17 protein-coding genes are annotated in these 17,096 nt (G+C 54.4%); 11 read left to right on the top strand and 6 right to left on the bottom strand.

Annotated elements, in window-relative coordinates; all coding sequences use genetic code 11:
• Positions 1 to 16 precede the first annotated feature (16 nt).
• The 5 genes from Q4C79_RS06285 to argE all read right to left on the bottom strand — a co-directional run bounded on the left by Q4C79_RS06285 (position 17) and on the right by argE (position 4,889).
• On the bottom strand, positions 17 to 802 hold the full coding sequence (locus tag Q4C79_RS06285; protein WP_303090171.1) for a cytochrome c1: 786 nt from the start codon (positions 800 to 802) through the stop codon (positions 17 to 19).
• Positions 803 to 817: 15 nt separating this feature from the next.
• A complete protein-coding gene (locus Q4C79_RS06280; RefSeq protein WP_303090170.1) occupies positions 818 to 2,173 on the bottom strand; it encodes a cytochrome bc complex cytochrome b subunit in 1,356 nt (451 codons plus the stop codon).
• 14 nt (positions 2,174 to 2,187) lie between these two features.
• On the bottom strand, positions 2,188 to 2,769 hold the full coding sequence (gene petA / locus Q4C79_RS06275; RefSeq protein ID WP_303090169.1) for a ubiquinol-cytochrome c reductase iron-sulfur subunit: 582 nt from the start codon (positions 2,767 to 2,769) through the stop codon (positions 2,188 to 2,190).
• 121 nt (positions 2,770 to 2,890) lie between these two features.
• Positions 2,891 to 3,640 (bottom strand): Nif3-like dinuclear metal center hexameric protein, encoded by a 750-nt coding sequence (locus Q4C79_RS06270; RefSeq protein ID WP_303090168.1) that lies wholly within the window; start codon positions 3,638 to 3,640, stop codon positions 2,891 to 2,893.
• A gap of 91 nt (positions 3,641 to 3,731) precedes the next feature.
• Positions 3,732 to 4,889: an acetylornithine deacetylase gene (argE, locus tag Q4C79_RS06265; RefSeq protein ID WP_303090167.1), complete on the bottom strand. Its 1,158-nt coding sequence runs from the start codon at positions 4,887 to 4,889 to the stop codon at positions 3,732 to 3,734.
• Between the two features lie 58 nt (positions 4,890 to 4,947).
• Between argE and Q4C79_RS06260 the strand changes: the two genes are divergently transcribed.
• Together Q4C79_RS06260 and pyk are read left to right on the top strand one after the other, a co-directional pair.
• Positions 4,948 to 5,484, top strand: coding sequence for a gamma carbonic anhydrase family protein (locus Q4C79_RS06260; RefSeq protein WP_303090166.1), 537 nt, complete (start codon positions 4,948 to 4,950; stop codon positions 5,482 to 5,484).
• A gap of 547 nt (positions 5,485 to 6,031) precedes the next feature.
• Positions 6,032 to 7,489: a pyruvate kinase gene (pyk, locus tag Q4C79_RS06255; RefSeq protein WP_303090165.1), complete on the top strand. Its 1,458-nt coding sequence runs from the start codon at positions 6,032 to 6,034 to the stop codon at positions 7,487 to 7,489.
• A gap of 257 nt (positions 7,490 to 7,746) precedes the next feature.
• On the opposite strand, the gene Q4C79_RS06250 is transcribed toward pyk, so the two are convergent.
• Positions 7,747 to 8,559: a methylenetetrahydrofolate reductase gene (locus Q4C79_RS06250; protein ID WP_303090164.1), complete on the bottom strand. Its 813-nt coding sequence runs from the start codon at positions 8,557 to 8,559 to the stop codon at positions 7,747 to 7,749.
• Positions 8,560 to 8,742: 183 nt separating this feature from the next.
• On the opposite strand from Q4C79_RS06250, the gene pxpB reads away from it, so the two are divergent.
• From pxpB to Q4C79_RS06205, 9 genes are all read left to right on the top strand, one after another.
• The gene (gene pxpB, locus Q4C79_RS06245) at positions 8,743 to 9,393 is read left to right on the top strand and encodes a 5-oxoprolinase subunit PxpB (RefSeq protein WP_303090163.1); all 651 of its coding nucleotides are present in this window, start codon (positions 8,743 to 8,745) and stop codon (positions 9,391 to 9,393) included.
• On the top strand, positions 9,390 to 10,319 hold the full coding sequence (locus tag Q4C79_RS06240; RefSeq protein WP_303090162.1) for a biotin-dependent carboxyltransferase family protein: 930 nt from the start codon (positions 9,390 to 9,392) through the stop codon (positions 10,317 to 10,319). Before pxpB ends, Q4C79_RS06240 begins: the two co-directional genes overlap by 4 nt.
• Positions 10,309 to 11,055: a 5-oxoprolinase subunit PxpA gene (gene pxpA, locus Q4C79_RS06235; RefSeq protein WP_303090161.1), complete on the top strand. Its 747-nt coding sequence runs from the start codon at positions 10,309 to 10,311 to the stop codon at positions 11,053 to 11,055. The genes Q4C79_RS06240 and pxpA overlap by 11 nt, the downstream gene beginning before the upstream one ends.
• A 263-nt stretch (positions 11,056 to 11,318) precedes the next feature.
• Positions 11,319 to 12,509 carry an NRAMP family divalent metal transporter gene (locus tag Q4C79_RS06230; protein ID WP_303090160.1) on the top strand — a complete coding sequence of 397 codons (1,191 nt, stop codon included), beginning with the start codon at positions 11,319 to 11,321 and terminating at the stop codon, positions 12,507 to 12,509.
• A 35-nt stretch (positions 12,510 to 12,544) separates the two neighbouring features.
• Positions 12,545 to 13,507, top strand: coding sequence for a YheT family hydrolase (locus Q4C79_RS06225; RefSeq protein ID WP_303090159.1), 963 nt, complete (start codon positions 12,545 to 12,547; stop codon positions 13,505 to 13,507).
• Positions 13,508 to 13,705: 198 nt separating this feature from the next.
• Positions 13,706 to 14,488, top strand: a complete 783-nt coding sequence (gene trpC, locus Q4C79_RS06220; protein ID WP_303090189.1) for an indole-3-glycerol phosphate synthase TrpC — start codon at positions 13,706 to 13,708, stop codon at positions 14,486 to 14,488.
• Positions 14,489 to 14,654: 166 nt separating this feature from the next.
• Positions 14,655 to 15,122: a hypothetical protein gene (locus Q4C79_RS06215; RefSeq protein WP_303090158.1), complete on the top strand. Its 468-nt coding sequence runs from the start codon at positions 14,655 to 14,657 to the stop codon at positions 15,120 to 15,122.
• A 66-nt stretch (positions 15,123 to 15,188) separates the two neighbouring features.
• Complete coding sequence (map, locus tag Q4C79_RS06210) at positions 15,189 to 15,965, top strand: type I methionyl aminopeptidase (protein ID WP_303090157.1); 777 nt, start codon at positions 15,189 to 15,191, stop codon at positions 15,963 to 15,965.
• Positions 15,966 to 16,554: 589 nt separating this feature from the next.
• Positions 16,555 to 16,848: a DNA-binding transcriptional regulator gene (locus tag Q4C79_RS06205; RefSeq protein WP_303090156.1), complete on the top strand. Its 294-nt coding sequence runs from the start codon at positions 16,555 to 16,557 to the stop codon at positions 16,846 to 16,848.
• The last annotated feature ends 248 nt before the right edge of the window (positions 16,849 to 17,096 follow it).

Raw genomic sequence — 17,096 nt, 5'->3', positions numbered from 1 at the left:
CTTTTTACGTATCGAATTAATGGATGTCTTTCCAATATTCTTTTTTCAGGAAATAAGCCAGCGGCAACATTACAGCCAACAGGAAAATCATGACGACGTAACCGATTTGCTTGCGCTGTACTTGCGCAGGCTCGCCCATGTAAACCATGTAGGTTACCAAGTCTTTAACGTACTCGTCATACTCTTTATCGATAACCTTGCCGTTCGGCAGCTGGCGGCTGTGCAAACCGGTAGTTTTCCAATAAAGCTTGGGTTCGCTCACACCATGCTCGTTGGTTACCCAAACCGGCTGGCCTTTGGCATCCAGTTCAACCGCTTTCACCCCCTGCTGTTCCCACAAAGGATGCGGCATGCCGACTTTATCGAATACCGTATTGTTCCAACCGGTCGGGCGGGTCGGATCTTCGTAGAAGCCGCGCAGATAAGCGTACAGGTAATCGGCACCGCGCGCACGGGCCATCAGCGTCAAATCTGGCGGTGCCGCACCGAACCATTTGGCCGCATCGGCCGGATCCATCGCAGAGAGCATCACGTCGCCCACTTTATCGGTGGTGAACATCATGTTCTTTTTGATTTGCTCTTCAGTCAGCCCGATATCCTGCAGGCGGTTAAAACGCATGCTGGAAGCGGAGTGGCAGGATAAGCAGTAGTTGGTGAAAATCTGTGCGCCGCGCTGCAAAGCCACTTCGTCGCCCAAATCGATATCGACTTTCGGATAAGTACCGCCGCCGGCCGCAACAGCCATGCCCATCGGCGCTGCCAGCAGTAAGGCAGCAAACCAGTTTCTCAAGGTTTTTTTCATTTTCGCTGCCCTCTCTTAAACACTGATTGCAAACAAATACGAACCGATTAAAGTGATTGCCACGTAAACAAAGAACATCACTTTTTGCTTGGTCGTACCCATGGTTACACGTGCCGGTACTGCACGGTCTTTATCAATCTTGGTGTAGAACGGCATACCCAAGAAGAATGCAAAGTAAATAATCGAGAAGACACGGGCAAAAATGGTACGTACGTCAGTGGCCGGCAATGCACCCAAAATACCCAAGCCGATGAAGGAAATAATAAACAGCACCAGCATGGTTTTGAAAATCGGACCGCGGTAGCGGATGGATTTTACCGGAGACTTATCCAGCCAAGGCAGCAACGCAATCAGCACGACTGCAGCGCCCATGCCCAATACGCCCCATACTTGCGTACCGAAGAACGACGGAATCGCACGCAAAATGGCGTAGAACGGTGTGAAATACCATACCGGTGCAATATGTGCCGGTGTTTTCAACGGATTGGCACCGTCAAAGTTCGGTTTTTCAAGGAAGTAGCCGCCGCCTTCGGGAGCGAAGAACATAATCGCACAGAAAACGATCAGGAACACCACCACGCCCAGGATATCTTTTACGGTGTAATAAGGATGGAAAGGAATGCCGTCGACAGGGATACCGTTTTCATCTTCGTTATCGTGGATTTCCACGCCGTCGGGGTTATTGGAACCGACCTCATGCAGAGCAATCAAGTGCGCCACAATCAAGCCGATCAATACCAGCGGTACGGCGATAACGTGCAGGGCGAAGAAACGGTTCAGGGTAACGTCGGATACGTTGAAGTCGCCTCGGATCCAAGTGGAAAGATCCGGACCGATAACCGGAATGGCGGCAAACAGGTTAATAATCACCTGCGCACCCCAGAACGACATCTGACCCCAAGGCAGCAGATAACCCATAAAGGCCTCAGCCATCAGGGCCAAGAAAATTAGGGAACCGAATATCCACACCAGCTCGCGCGGTTTTTTATACGAACCGTATACCAGACCGCGGAACATATGCAGATACACCACCACGAAGAACATGGAAGCACCGGTAGAGTGCATGTAACGGATAATCCAACCGCCGGATACGTCGCGCATAATGTATTCGACCGCAGTAAAGGCAGCCGGCAGATGGTAGGCGTTCAGGTTACCGTCGGGTTTGTAGTTCATGGTCAGGAAAATGCCGCTGACGATTTGAATCACCAACACCAAGAGAGCCAACGAACCGAAAAAATACCAGAAGTTAAAGTTTTTCGGTGCGTAGTACTCGGTTACCTGCTCTTTCATCATTTTAGTCAAAGGGAACCGAGCGTCCACCCAGCCTAACAATGATTTTTTTTCATTATCGGTATGATTGTGGTTTGCCATAATAAATCCCTTTATTAATCTTCGCCGACCAGAACGACCGAGTCGCTCAGGAATTTATACGGCGGAATGATCAGGTTGGTCGGAGCGGGTACGCCTTTGTAGACGCGGCCGGCCAAGTCAAACTTGGAACCGTGGCAGGGGCAGAAAAATCCACCTTTCCAACCGGCACCCAAATCAGCGGGGCCCATATCCGGGCGGTAAGTCGGCGAGCAACCCAGATGGGTACAAATACCGATGCACACCCACAAGTTAGGCTTGATAGAGCGTAATTCGTTTTTACAATACTCCGGCTGATGCTCCACTTCCGATTTAGGATCGGCCAATTCACCGTCTAACGTCGGCAAATTTTTGATTTGCTGTTCGGTGCGGTTGAGAATCCAGATAGGCTTGCCACGCCATTCTGCCGTCATCAACTGACCGGATTCGATTTTGCTGACGTCCACCTCGACGGCAGCACCCGCAGCCTTGGCTTTCTCCGAAGGGAAAAAGCTGGCAATCAGCGGGGTGGCAACTCCGATTGCCGCGACACCGCCCGCTCCTGCTGTTGCCAGCGTTAGGAAGCGGCGGCGCCCTTGATTGATTTCTTTGTTATCCATTATTCAGTCATCCTAAAATTTGGGAACACCGAGCCATTAAACCGCATAATTCTAACCGATTTTGCGGGCTTACTTAAAGTATTATTTAAAATAACGTAAAGTTTTACAGGAAACTTTGATTTTACGCAGGGTTTTGTTCGTCGAAAAAGTAAATCTCCAACCCAAATTGACATTTCATCGCTTCGGCTAATGCCTGCACGCCGTAACGTTCGGTGGCATGGTGGCCGGCGCTGATAAAAGCAACTCCCGTTTCGTGCGCCAAATGATATTGCGGCTCGGAAATTTCACCGGTGACATAAGCATCAACGCCCTCGGCCGCCGCTTGGGTGAAAAAGCCTTGGGCACCGCCGGTACACCAAGCCAGTGTTTTGATTGGTTTGGACATATCGCCGGCAACAATCGGTTCCCGTTCCAACTCGGCAGCCAAGTGTGCACCCAACACCGCTAACGACTGGCTTTCAGACAGGCATCCGATATTCAGCAGGTTCTGTTCGCCGGTTTGCCGCTTCAGTTGCCAACCCATTTTTCGGGCAAGCTGCGCGTTGTTACCCCACTCAGGATGGGCATCCAAAGGCAGGTGATAACCAACCAAATTAATTTGGTGTTGCAGCAATGTTGCAATACGGCGCTGCTTCCAGCCGGTGATGGTAACCGGCTCGTTTTTCCAAAACATGCCGTGATGCACCAACAGCATATCGGCGCCGATGGCAGCGGCGTATTCGATGGCGGCAAGGCTTGCGCTAACAGCCGCCACCACTTTGCGGATTTCTTCCCTGCCCTCCACCTGCAAGCCGTTGGGGGCATAATCCTGAAATTGGGCGGTTTGCAGATTTTCATCACACCAAGCCAGAATCTCGCGGCGCTGAGCCATAATGTTCCTTTCTATTGTACTTCTGTTGCTTATCGAAACCGGCCGTAAACGGCCGGTTAGTGGTTTGCGGATGATTATTATAGCGTGCCCGTCAATAGCTTTGCGCCGCAATCAGTTTACCCAGAAAATCGTCGCAACGGGCCAATTGTGCCAATTCGACAAATTCGTCGGGTTTATGCGCTTGGCTTATACTACCCGGCCCGCAGATAACGGTATGAATACCGGCCTGCTGAAACTGGCCACCTTCGGTGGCATAAGCGACTTTCAGACGGGCATGGTCTGCCACCAATTGGGTAACCAAATCATGCAGCAGAGCGGCTTCTGCTTCCGGCATGGCCGGTACGTTTTCACCGTGTACCATCTCGATGGAGCAAGCCGGGTCTACCGCCTGCATCTGTGGCTCCAATACTTTTTTAATGTGCTCCTCAATCGGCCGCACAATCTCTTCGGTACCCATGTGCGGCAGGTTGCGGTAATCAAACTCAAATTCACACAGCTGCGGCACGATATTGCTGGCCGTACCGCCACCAATGGTGTTCACGCTCAAAGTGGAAAACGGCACGTCATACGCCGGATCATTCTGATGACGGCTTTGCAATTGATGCGCCAGTTCGTTAATGAAGACAATCAATTTAGCAGCGTATTCGATAGCATTCACGCCTTGCGGGGTCAGCGAGGAATGGGCGGCCTTGCCGTGCACTTTGCAACGGAAAGTGTGTATGCCTTTGTGCGCCACCACCATTTTCATCGAAGTCGGCTCACCGACAATACAATGTTCAGGAGTGAGCCCGCGCGCTTGCAGTTCGGCAATCATCACCGGCGCTCCGAGGCAGCCGATTTCTTCGTCATAAGACAATGCGATATGCAACGGCCTTTTCAGCCTGGCGGCTTTCATTTGCGGTACCGCCGCCAGCACCGAGGCAATAAACCCCTTCATATCAGCGGCACCGCGCCCGTATAGCTTACCTTCTCGAATCTCCGCAACGAAAGGATCGCTGTGCCAATCCTGCCCGTCTACCGGCACTACATCGGTGTGACCGGACAAAATCAGCCCGCCTTCTTGGCTTCCGCTTGCCGACGGAATCGTCACGAACAGATTGGCTTTGGTGCGCTCTCCGTTATAAGCCAGCCAAGGACTCAGCCCCTGATCCTGCAACCATTGTGCGGCATCGTCAATCAGCGCCAGATTGGAATAGCGGCTGGTGGTATCGAAAGCAATCAGCCTCGACAGCCATTCGATTGTATTCATGGCAGTAAACCTTTGATAAAATGTAACAATGATTATAACCTGAAAAAAGAGGAACACCATGCCCGTTCGCCCCTATCTGCAACATTTCCCCGAAATCGCTTCCGACTGCTACATTGACGATACCGCAGTGGTGATCGGCGACGTGCACATCGGCCCCCAATCTTCAGTATGGCCGGGAGCGGTTTTGCGCGGTGATGTAAACGACATCCGCATCGGCAGCGGCACCAATATTCAGGATTTGAGCATGCTGCACGTTTCCCAGCCCAGCGATGCCAAGCCCGAGGGTTCGCCCTTGATTATCGGCAATTATGTAACCATCGGCCACCATGTCACCCTACACGGCTGCACCATAGGTGATTATGTATTAGTAGGCATGGGTTCTATCGTACTGGACGATGCGGTTATCGGCGAAGAAGTGATTATTGGCGCCGGCAGCTTGGTACCGCCGCGCAAAACCTTGGCTAGCGGTTATCTTTATATGGGTTCGCCCGTCAAAGCCGTGCGCGAGCTTACCGAAGACGAACGCCAACATCTACGCCGCTCGGCGATGCATTATATAGAAGTAGCGGATAACTACCGCCACCAACACTCTTAAACCTTCAACCCGCCTGCCGTCTTGATAATCAAACATGCCTGTCTGAAAATATTTTTCAGACAGGCATTGCGTTAGTGTATCCCTTTTCCAAACCGTTTCTATGATTTTAACGATAATATTTTAAAAACAAACAGATATACCAACTCAACCAATCAACTCAAGCAAAAATATACCCCTTATCTGAGATATGCCATGACTTCGCCCGTTTGCATGCCTGTCTGAAACCTTTTCCCGTCACCGCCATAGCAAAACTTTACCTCACAACTTCATTCAATTATTTATGTTTTTTTCGCAATATTACTCCGAAAATCCACCATTTCTCACCATCATATACCGAATATTACGCCGACAAACGATATTCGCCGCCTCTGCGCGCCGGCATGAATCTTGTCGCATATCAAACAAAAGAAACTTTACTACAATAAAACAGCATAAAAGAGTAAAATAGCCGCCAGAACATCGAAGCAATGTAGTTTTACAACTCAATCATAACCGACTGCCTGTATTCAGGCCGCCCTTATCTCAGATCATCCCGGAAGGAACCGCTATGACTACCCAACGCGATACCACCCGCATCCGCCACAATACCAAAATCGTCGCCACTCTTGGTCCGGCCAGCAATAATGTCGATTTGCTGCGCGACATGATTAATGTCGGCGGCCTCAATGTCGTCCGCTTCAACTTCAGCCACGGCACACCGGAGTTCCACCAGGAAAACGCCAAAATCGTGCGCGAGGCCGCGCGCCAAGCCAACCGCGAAGTGGCGATTATGGCCGACTTGCAGGGTCCGAAAATCCGCGTCAGCAAGCTGACAGACGGCAGCGTAGTAATCGCTGCCGGCGAAAAAGTATTATTTGATGCCGCGCTGGAAGGCGAAGGAAACCGCGATCGCATCGGCCTCGACTACCGCGAATTGCCGGGCGACGTCAAACCCGGCGACGTTTTACTATTGGACGACGGCCTGCTCACCGTAACCGTCGAAAAAGTCGAAGGCAGCGAAATCCACACCGTGGCCAACAACAGCCACATCTTAAAAAGTAATAAGGGTATCAACAAACAAGGCGGCGGCCTTTCCGCCGGTGCCTTTACCGAAAAAGATTTCCGCGACCTGAAAACCGCCGTCGGCATCGGTTGCGACTACTTGGCCATCAGCTTCGTAAAAAACGCCGAAGACATGAAAACCGCCCGCCGCTTGGTGGAAGAAGCCTGCACCGACGGTGTAAAACCCGGCTTGGTAGCCAAAATCGAACGCATCGAAGCGATTGAGAATCTGGATGAAATCATCGAAGCTTCCGACGGCATCATGGTTGCCCGCGGCGACTTGGCGGTCGAGGTCGGCAATGCCGCCGTACCCGCCCTGCAAAAACGCATGATCAAACGCGCCCGCGAAATGCGCCGTTTCAGCATCACTGCTACCCAAATGATGGAATCGATGATCACCAATCCCGTGCCCACCCGCGCCGAAGTAAGCGATGTGGCCAATGCTGTCTTGGACGGTACCGATGCGGTGATGTGCTCTGCCGAAACCGCCGTCGGAGCCTATCCGTTTGAAACCGTACGCTACATGGCACAAGTGTGCGCCGCCGCCGAAAAAGAGCAGGACTCACTGATCGGCGTTGCAGCCAGCGCAGAGCCCGTTCACCGCATTGATTACGCGATTGCCACCGGTGCGGTATATGTTGCCCGCCAAGTAGAAGCCAAAGCGATTGTTGCGCTCACCGAAACCGGCACCACCGCCTTCCAAATCAGCCGTTCCAGCATCCAGCTGCCGATTTACGCACTCACCCCCAGCGTGGCTGCCCAACGCCGCATGGCGATGTACCGCGGCGTCCGCCCGCTGCGCTTGGAAACCAGCAAAGAACACGAAACCGCTCTGGATGAAGTGGAAGAGTTGCTCAAAGAGCGCCAAGTGCTCGCTTCAGGCGATCTGTATCTGATTACCAGCGGCCAGCGCATGCGCGAAATCGGAGCTACCAACACCATTCAGGTGATGAAAATCAAATAATCGGTGATTGGTAACGAAGGAAAAAGCAAACCGTACGGTCTGCTTTTTTCATATGTACCATGCCAGAAACCTTTGCAAAAGACTTTTTAATCCTGAATTTATTGATATCTCATCATACTCGGGCTTGACCCGAGTATCTGCTTTTTCTTTCAAAGCAAAAAGATGCTCGGGTCAAGCCCGAGCATGACGCAAGTGTTTTTAGGTATCGAAAAGAATTTTGCAAAGGTCTCTGCATGTCTGAAAAATCGTACCAGCCCTTAAGTACCCCACTTTTGCGCTTCTGCTCCCAACCATGCCAAAGTCTGCGGCAGCGGGCTCATCGGGAAAAGGTGCAGATGCACCTCACCTAAGTTATCCGTTCCGAGCGCTTCGAGTAATACTTGCACAAAGCGGCTGGGATCAACTTTATCGGCATCATGTTTTGCCGTCCAACCGTACCGCACCAAGGCATCGACATCGGCTTCTACCCGGCACAAACGGCAAAAGCGCAGCATCGATTCGACATCGGTCGGGCTGGGGATGCCGATGCGTACCGGCACGTGTATGCCTTGTTCGCGCAACCGGCGCATCCAACCGACTACCGCCAGCGGGTTCAGGCAGATTTGGGTGGTAATGTCGGTGGCAAAACCCCGCTCTTCCAGCGCCCGCATTTTGCCAAGCAAATGACCGTCCAACTGATCTTGCGCAATCACCGGATGCCCTTCCGGATAAGCGGGCAGCCCGACGGCATCCAGCGGCAAACCGTCCAGATGGCCGGCCTCAATCAAGGCCAACGCACCTTCGAACGGCCCGACAGGCTCCAACGGATCACCGCCCACCAGAAAAATCCGCCGCAAGCCTCGCCTTACGACGATTTCATGCAAAAATTGATCGAGTTCGCCTGCCGATTTAACCCGGCGCGCCGATACGATCGGACGCGGAGTCAGGCCGGCCGATCGCAATTCGTCAACAGCTTGAAGCCTGTCTGAAAGCGCATCCGCGCCGATGTAAGCAATATTCACCACCGCATCTTGCGAAATATCCTCGGCAACCGCCGTAAAGCGCGGCACACCGCGCGACGTAGTCTCCAATGATATTGCTTGAAAAAATGAATTTTTATGTAGCATACTTCTCTAAACCCCTGAAAATGATTGTCGGACATCCAAAGTTCGTCAATACTCACTGCAGTTTAGGGGATATTCCAGCACTTGCAAAGCAATTAAGATGCAACATCGCCCCTCCCGCAAACCACGCTCCAGCCGCCGGAAACCACCATGCCCGCACCCACCTTTGCCCTGCTCAACGAAACCGCCTTGATCTGCACCCTTCCGCCGCCCGCCTCGCTGGAAAAACAGCGCAAGCTGTGGGCTTTTGCCGATGTTGTGCGCGAGTGGCCGGGCGTTAGCGAAGCGGTGGTGGGCATGAATAATCTGACCGTATTCACCGGTTATGAAACCGATTTGGACGAACTGGCCGGCAAAATGAAGCGCTGGTGGCCGCGCATCCGCCCGGGCGCACACCAAGGCCGTTTGCAGGAAATCGCCGTGGTGTACGGCGGCGATTTCGGCGAAGACTTGGCCGAAGTGGCCGCCTTTCACCGCCGCACACCCGCCGAAATCGTCAAACAACATACCGCACCGCTCTATACCGTGTTCATGATGGGTTTCCAGCCCGGCTTTCCCTATCTCGGCGGCCTGCCCGATTCGCTGCACACACCGCGCCGCGCCGTACCGCGTACCCAAGTACCCGCCGGTTCGGTCGGCATCGGCGGCAGCCAAACCGGCGTTTACCCGTTTGCCTCGCCCGGCGGCTGGCAGATTATTGGCCGCACCGAAGCTGCCCTGTTTCAGACAGGCATTTCGCCGCCCACGCTATTATCCGCCGGTGATACCGTCCGGTTTGTCGCCGAAAGGATTATCCTATGATGACCGTCAACGAAATCCGTGCGCCTGTCCATATTCAGGATAGCGGCCGCTACGGCTACCGCCATCTGGGCATCGGCCACGCCGGCGCGATGGATGTACTCGCCCTGAAGGCCGGCAACTTACTGCTGGGCAACGACGAACACGCCGCCGCGCTGGAAATCGCACTCGGCAGCCTGAGCGTTTCCTTTTCGCGCGACACCGTTTTCTGCCTCACCGGCGCGTTTTACCAAGCTTTTTTAGACGGGCTGCCGGTACATTCCTACTGGCGCTACAGCGCCCGCCGCGGCCAGACCTTGCGGCTTGTCCGCGCCGTACAGGGCATGTACGGCTATTTGTGCGTATCCGGCGGCTTTGACGTAGCCGAAATACTCGGTTCGCGCAGCACCGATTTGAAAGCCGCGTTCGGCGGCTTTCAAGGACGCAGCCTGCAAGCCGGCGACCGGCTCCGCTTGCTGGACGGTAAAACACAAGCCAAACGCATCGGCATCGCTCCGCCCGCGCGGCCGCCGCGCATCCGCCTGCTGCCCGCCGCCGAATACACCGCCTTCAGCGAAGCGGCGCATAGTGGGCTGGTTGAAAACGGCTGGCTCTTGCGCAGCGACAGCAACCGAATGGGCTACCGCTTCGACGGCGCCGAACTACCTTTACAACAGCCGCTGGAAATGCTGTCGCACGCCGTGTGCGCCGGCACCGTACAAGTACCGCCGGGCGGGCAGCCGATTATCCTGATGGCCGATGCGCAAACCACCGGCGGTTATCCGAAAATCGCCTGTGTCGCCGCCGCCGATCTGGGCCATCTGGCGCAAACCCGTTTCGGCAGTACGGTTTATTTCGAAACCGTTTCCGTGGCCGAAGCCAGGCGGCTGCAACAGAGAAACCAGATTTATTTAAACCAAATCAGAAGGATAGTTGAAGATGCAGATTGATTTGAATGCCGATTTAGCAGAAGGCTGCGGGTTGGACGAAGCCCTGATGCAGCGGGTGTCGTCCGCCAACATCTGCTGCGGCCTGCACGCCGGCAACGCCGCCGAAATGGCCGCCGCCCTGCGTTGGGCCAAGCAATACGGCGTGCGCATCGGCGCCCATCCGGGCTATCCCGACCGCGAAAACTTCGGCCGCCGCGCTCTAAGCCTGTCTGAAAACGATTTGCGCGCCTATTTGCGCTACCAACTCGGCGCGTTGCAAGCGATGGCCGAAGCCGAAGGCTTGCGCATGCACTATGTAAAGCCGCACGGCGCGCTCTACAACCAAGCGGCGCAAGATGCCGATCTGGCCCGAACCGTTGCCGAAACGGTTAAACAGTTCGACCCCTGTCTGAAACTGATGGCGCTCTCCGGCAGCCTGCTGCTAAAAGCCGGCCGTGCCGCCGGCCTAGGAGTTATCTCCGAAGTCTTCGCCGACCGCCGCTACCTGCCCGACGGCTCGCTGGTGCCGCGCAGCCGCCCCGATGCACAAGTGGAAAGCGATGAAGAATCGGTTGCCCAGGTCTTGCAAATGGTAACCGAAGGCAGCGTTACCTCCGTAGACGGCAGCCGCGTTGCGGTACAGGCCGACAGCATCTGCCTGCACGGCGACGGCGAACACGCGCTGACGTTTGCCGATACCATCCGCCGCGCGCTGGCGCAAGCCGGCATCACGGTGGCCGCAGGCGAGCCGGTTTGAAAGGGGCGCTTTTGTTTCTTATTTAATTTACCAACCGCAAAAACCTTTTCAGACAGGCATACCGTGCCGATAAACAAGCTATCTATGCCTGTCTGAAAAAATACCACCGCAGTTAAACCGCTTGCTTCGTAACCGTTCCGTCATACTCGGGCTTGATCCGAGTATCTTAAGTATTGCTGAAATTCAAGATATTCGGCGCAAGCTTAAGTTTGGCACCCAACTTTTTAAGTTGATTAACGATAACAAAAACAAAGGAGAATTCCATGTCTGCACCCAACCGCCGCAATGTTTTGCTCGGCGCAGCCTTCCTGATGGCCACATCCGCCATCGGCCCGGGCTTTCTCACCCAAACCGCCACCTTTACCGAAAGCCTGCTGGCCAGCTTCGGCTTCGTGATATTGGTGTCCATCTTGCTGGACATCGGCGCGCAGCTCAATATCTGGCGCATCATCGCCGTTTCCGAAAAGCGTGCGCAAGACATTGCCAACCGCGTGCTGCCCGGCGCCGGTTATCTGCTGGCGTTTTTAATCGTTATCGGCGGTTTGGCTTTCAATATCGGCAACGTCGGCGGCGCCGGCCTCGGCCTCAATCTGCTGATGGGCATCACGCCGGAAACCGGCGCGTTACTCTCGGGAGCCGTTGCCATCGGCATTTTCCTGTTTAAGGAGGCCGGCCGGGCGATGGATAAGTTCGCCCAGCTCATGGGTTTCGTGATGATTGCCTTAACCGTTTACGTCGCCTTCAAAGCCAGCCCGCCGCTGGGCGAAGCCGTGGCGCGCACTTTCGTACCGGAAAAGCTGGACGCCATGGCCATCGTGACCTTGGTAGGCGGTACGGTCGGCGGCTACATTACCTTCGCCGGCGCCCACCGTCTGCTCGATGCCGGCATCAAAGGCGAGCAAGCGCTGCCGGAGGTGAGCCGCAGTTCGATTACCGCCATTCTGGTCGCCTCGGTGATGCGGATGGTGTTGTTTTTGGCGGTATTGGGCGTGGTGTCGCAAGGGGTGGCGCTTGACCCGAAAAACCCGGCGTCTACTCCTTTCCAACACGTTGCCGGCAACGTCGGCCTGCTGCTGTTCGGCATCGTGATTTGGGCGGCTTCGATTACTTCGGTAATCGGCGCGGCTTACACTTCGGTATCGTTTATCGCCGGTTTCCATCCGGCCATCGAACGCCACCGTAACAAGGTGATTATCGCCTTCATCGTTATCTCCACCCTGATACTGGCCACCATCGGCCGGCCGGCGCAAGTGTTGGTGTTGGTCGGCACGCTCAACGGCCTGATCCTGCCGGTTTCGCTCGGCCTGATCCTGTTGGCCGCCTACCGTTCCGACATCGTCGGCAACTACCGCCATCCGGTGTGGATGACGGTTTGCGGCGCGCTGGTGGTGATCGCCATGGCGGTGTTGAGCGGCATCACATTAGTGAAATACATCGGCACGCTGATGGGGTAAAATAAGCCCTTAATTACTTTTAAACAGCAAAACCGATGGCCGCTCCCGATTCCGCCGCTTTCCTGCGCCAATTGCCGCCGTTGCACAGCCCGCTGTGGCTGGCCGGCGGCAATCTGCAAACCCTATATGCCAAGCTGCTGCAAAGCCCGCCGCCGGCTTACCGGCGCGAACTGCTGCCCGATAGCAGCGGCCACGAACGGGCGGCTTACGATTTTATCGACGCCGATGATGCCGATGCGCCGTTAGTCGTGTTGTTTCACGGGCTAGAGGGCGGCAGCGGCAGCCATTATGCGGTGGCACTGATGCAAGAAGTGGCGGCGCGCGGCTGGCACGGCGTGGTCGCCCATTTCCGCAGCTGCGGCGGCGTACCCGCGCAAAAAATGTACCACAGCGGTGATACGCCCGAAGTCGCGCACATGCTCTCGCTGCTCGCCGGCCGTTACCGGCGGATTTATGCGGTCGGCGTTTCGCTGGGCGGCAACGTATTGGCCAAATATCTGGGCGAACAAGGCCGCTTGCGGCAAAGCACGCCTCTGCACGCCGCCGCCGCCGTTTCCGCCCCGCTTGATTTGCCGGCCGCAGGCCGCACGCTGGAGCACGGCCTGCCGCGCCTGCTTTATACCCGCTACTTCCTCAGCACCCTAATGCCCAAAGTCCCGCATCAACCCGGCCTGCACATCCGCTCGCTGGCCGATTTCGACAACGCCTACACCGCGCCCTTAAACGGTTTTGCCGATAAAGACGATTATTACCAACGCGCCGCCGCCAAACCTTGGCTGCCCGACATCGCCACGCCCACCCTGCTGTTGAACGCGCAAAACGATCCCTTCCTGCCCGGCCGCTTTCTGCCGCAGGAGCACGAAGTGTCCGATTCGGTTTACCTGCTGCAACCGGCAAACGGCGGCCATGTCGGCTTCGTATCCGGCCATGGCCGAGGCCACCTGCGCTGGATGCCGCTGGCCGTTTTATCGTTTTTCGATTGGCAGCAAAAGCGCTGATTGTGCCGGTTTACCCGCGTTTTCAAACACAAGCAGCCGTTTTTCCGTTAAGATTGCAGGCATTTAAATATGGGTAGCTGCTGAAATTTAAGCACAACGCCCAGCGGAAAGCCACGGACAGTACGCAGAAATAAAGTTATTTCACTATATTTTTCAGACAGGCATTTGCCTGCCATGCTTCATCTATCAGAGAACACCATGACCGACATCCTCGAACGCATTCTGGCCACCAAAGCCGAAGAAGTAGCCGCCGCCAAAGGCGCCGTCTCCTTGGAAGAAATCCAACGCCGCGCCCAAGCCGCCGCACCGGTGCGCGACTTTACCGGCGCCATCCGCGCCAAACACGCCGCCGGATTGCCCGCCATTATTGCCGAAATCAAAAAAGCCAGCCCCAGCAAAGGGCTGATCCGCCCTGATTTCCAACCCGCCGCCCACGCCGCTGATTACGAACGCGGCGGCGCGGCCTGTTTATCGGTACTCACCGACGAGCAATATTTCCAAGGCTCGCCCGAATACCTGCAACAAGCACGCGCCGCAGTATCGCTGCCGGTATTGCGCAAAGACTTCATCATCGACGACTACCAAATTTATCAGGCACGCGCTTGGGGCGCCGACGCGATTTTGCTGATCGCCGCCGCGCTGGAAGCCGAACAGTTGGAACGCTTCGAAAGCCTTGCCCATCAATTGGGCATGGCGGTTTTGCTGGAATTGCACGACCAGAACGAGCTGGCCAAATGCACCAATCTTGCCACCCCGCTTTGCGGCGTCAACAACCGCAACCTGCGTACTTTTGAAGTCAACCTCAACCAAACCCTTGAGTTGCTGCCCTACTTGGCAGGCAAAATCGCCATTGCCGAGAGCGGCATCCGCAACAAAGCCGATATAGACTTCATGCGCAGCCACGGCGTACATACTTTCCTGATCGGCGAAACCTTTATGCGCGCCGATGACATCGCCGCCGAAGTCGGCCAATTGTTTTAAGACTTCGCTCTATATGCCTGTCTGAAAAACCATTACCGTTTGTTCAGACAGGCATTCCTAAAAATAAGCCTGCAATCGCAGCGGATTGATTTTTCAGACAAGCATTCCTACCTACTGATTAACCGGGCCGCCGATAAGCAGCGCATCAACAGAGAGTAAAAAATCCATGAAACAGCTTTTGTTTACCGCCCTCACCCTTGCCCTCCTAACCGCCTGCGGCGGACAGAATGCATCGGAACCTGCCGCCGGCCAAGCCTCCGGTGCCGCTTCTGCTTCCGCCGCTTCCGAAGCTTGGATTACCTCCACCCAATCCAACGAAGCACCCGCCGCATCCGAACCCGCACCTCCGGCTCCCGCCTCCCTTCCCGCCACCGTTGAAACCCCTGCCGTACCGGCTGCGCAAGCCGCTTCGGCAACGGCAGGCAGCGGCGGCAAACTGGCAGCCGAATGCGAAGCCTTCATCAACCGCATGAGCGCCTGTTACGACAAATTGCCGCCGGATACCGCCGAGCCGATGAAAGCCACCTTGCAAGAAACCCGCAACGCCCTCAGCGAAGCGGCGGCAGACGGCGCGGCATGCAAAACGATGAGCCAAGAGTTCGACACCACCGCAGCCACTTTGCAATGCGAATAAACCGTTAACCTCTATTTGCTCCGCCTCTCAACATCCCGGCGGAGCCGTTATTTTAAGGACACACACATGGCCGTTATCCTCAAAACACCCGAAGAAATCGAAAAAATGCGCGAGCTCGGCCGCTTGGCCGCCGAAGCCTTGGATTACATCGGGTCATTCGTCAAACCCGGCGTGACCACCAACGAAATCGACCGTTTGATCCATGATTACCACATCAACGTACAAGGCGGCTATCCCGCGCCCTTAAATTACGGCAACCCGCCCTATCCAAAGTCCTGCTGTACCTCGGTCAACCACGTCATCTGTCACGGCATTCCCGACGACAAGCCCCTGAAAAACGGCGACATCCTCAATATCGACGTCACCATTAAAAAAGACGGCTTCCACGGCGATTCCAGCCGCATGTTCGCGGTGGGCAACATCAGCCCGCAAGCGCAACGCCTGATCGACGTTACCCACGCCAGCATGATGGCCGGCATCGAGGCCGTAAAACCCGGCGCCACACTGGGCGACATCGGCCACGCCTGCCAGCAGGTAGCCGAAAATGCCGGCTATTCCGTGGTACAGGAATTCTGCGGCCACGGTATCGGAAGAGGCTTCCACGAAGAGCCGCAAGTGCTGCACTACGGCAAAAAAGGCCAAGGCATGGTACTCAAACCCGGTATGATTTTTACCGTTGAGCCGATGATCAACCAAGGCAAACGCCACCTGCGCATCCTCGCCGACGGCTGGACGGTGGTCACCAAAGACCGCTCACTCTCCGCCCAATGGGAACATGAAGTGTTGGTTACCGAAACCGGCTACGAAATTCTCACCGTCAGCCCGGCCACCGGCAAGCCTTAAGCTTGTGCATTTCCTACCATTTTCTATAGTGGCTTAAATTTAAGCCTCTATATAGCGGATTTAATTAACCTTCGATACAAGGCAGCAAGGCGCAGACAAGTACGGTAAGGCGCAGCCGAGCCTTCGCGAAAGTTAAGTCAATCCGCTATATCAACTCATCTCGGCGCACTCTGCCTTATCTGACAATTTCCAAATACACAGCTTTATTCAGTCGCAAAACAACAACAAAACAATTTTCCACTGTTTGCATAACCCCGCCCGACTATCTTGCAGTTCCCAAACCTGTTTCCGTGATGTTGAAGCCAAAATTTCCCGCTCTGCAACCGTCATTCCATTATCATTACCGCTCATCAAGGCAACATCTTTAACGGAGCTTGTTTGAGCTTAGAGTCTAACTCAATGATTTTTATATATGTTTCTTTTTGTACACATAATTTATTTTGACTATTACCCTGCATAATATTTTTTTATCAATTTCGTTTGAAATTGCAAAAGAAACACTTATACTGCACTTAGCAAGCAATCAGATAACAAACAATTCCCATACTGATTGTTTTGCGACAGGCATCCAAATAAAAGGAAATTTTGCATGGCAAATTTTGAAAAAATTGAAAACATCAGGGACATTCGTCGTAGCTTAGGTTTAAATCAAATGGAATTCTGGAGCAAACTGGGCGTAACCCAGTCCGGAGGTTCTCGTTACGAGTCGGGTCGCAATATGCCCAAACCCGTGCGCGAACTTTTGCGCATTGTCCATATTGAACGAGTGGACTTAAGCGCTATCAATGCCAACGACCTCGCTGTCGCTTCATTGTTGAAAGAGCGCGACCCTGAGCTGTACGAACAATTACTGTCCGACAGCCAACAAAAAAAATCAGCGTAATCCCATATCAACGTCCTCGTTTTTACTCAATACGTTTTATCGGCGGCCAAAAAACTTTCTATCGGTTTTGAGGCCGCTTTCTTCATTCGCACAACCATGCCTGTCTGAAAACAAACGCTTTTTGCGTTATAATCTGACGATTTAATATCTTGAAACGCGCATCTGCGAACCGATACCATGCTAAACAAATACCACCCCGCCGAAATCGAAGCCAAACATTACCGCAACTGGGAAGCGAAGGGCTATTT

Origin of the sequence: Neisseria sp. (genome assembly GCF_030523955.1) — a bacterium.
Taxonomy (GTDB): Bacteria; Pseudomonadota; Gammaproteobacteria; order Burkholderiales; family Neisseriaceae; genus Neisseria.
This window is presented reverse-complemented; position numbering and strand designations above follow the sequence as displayed.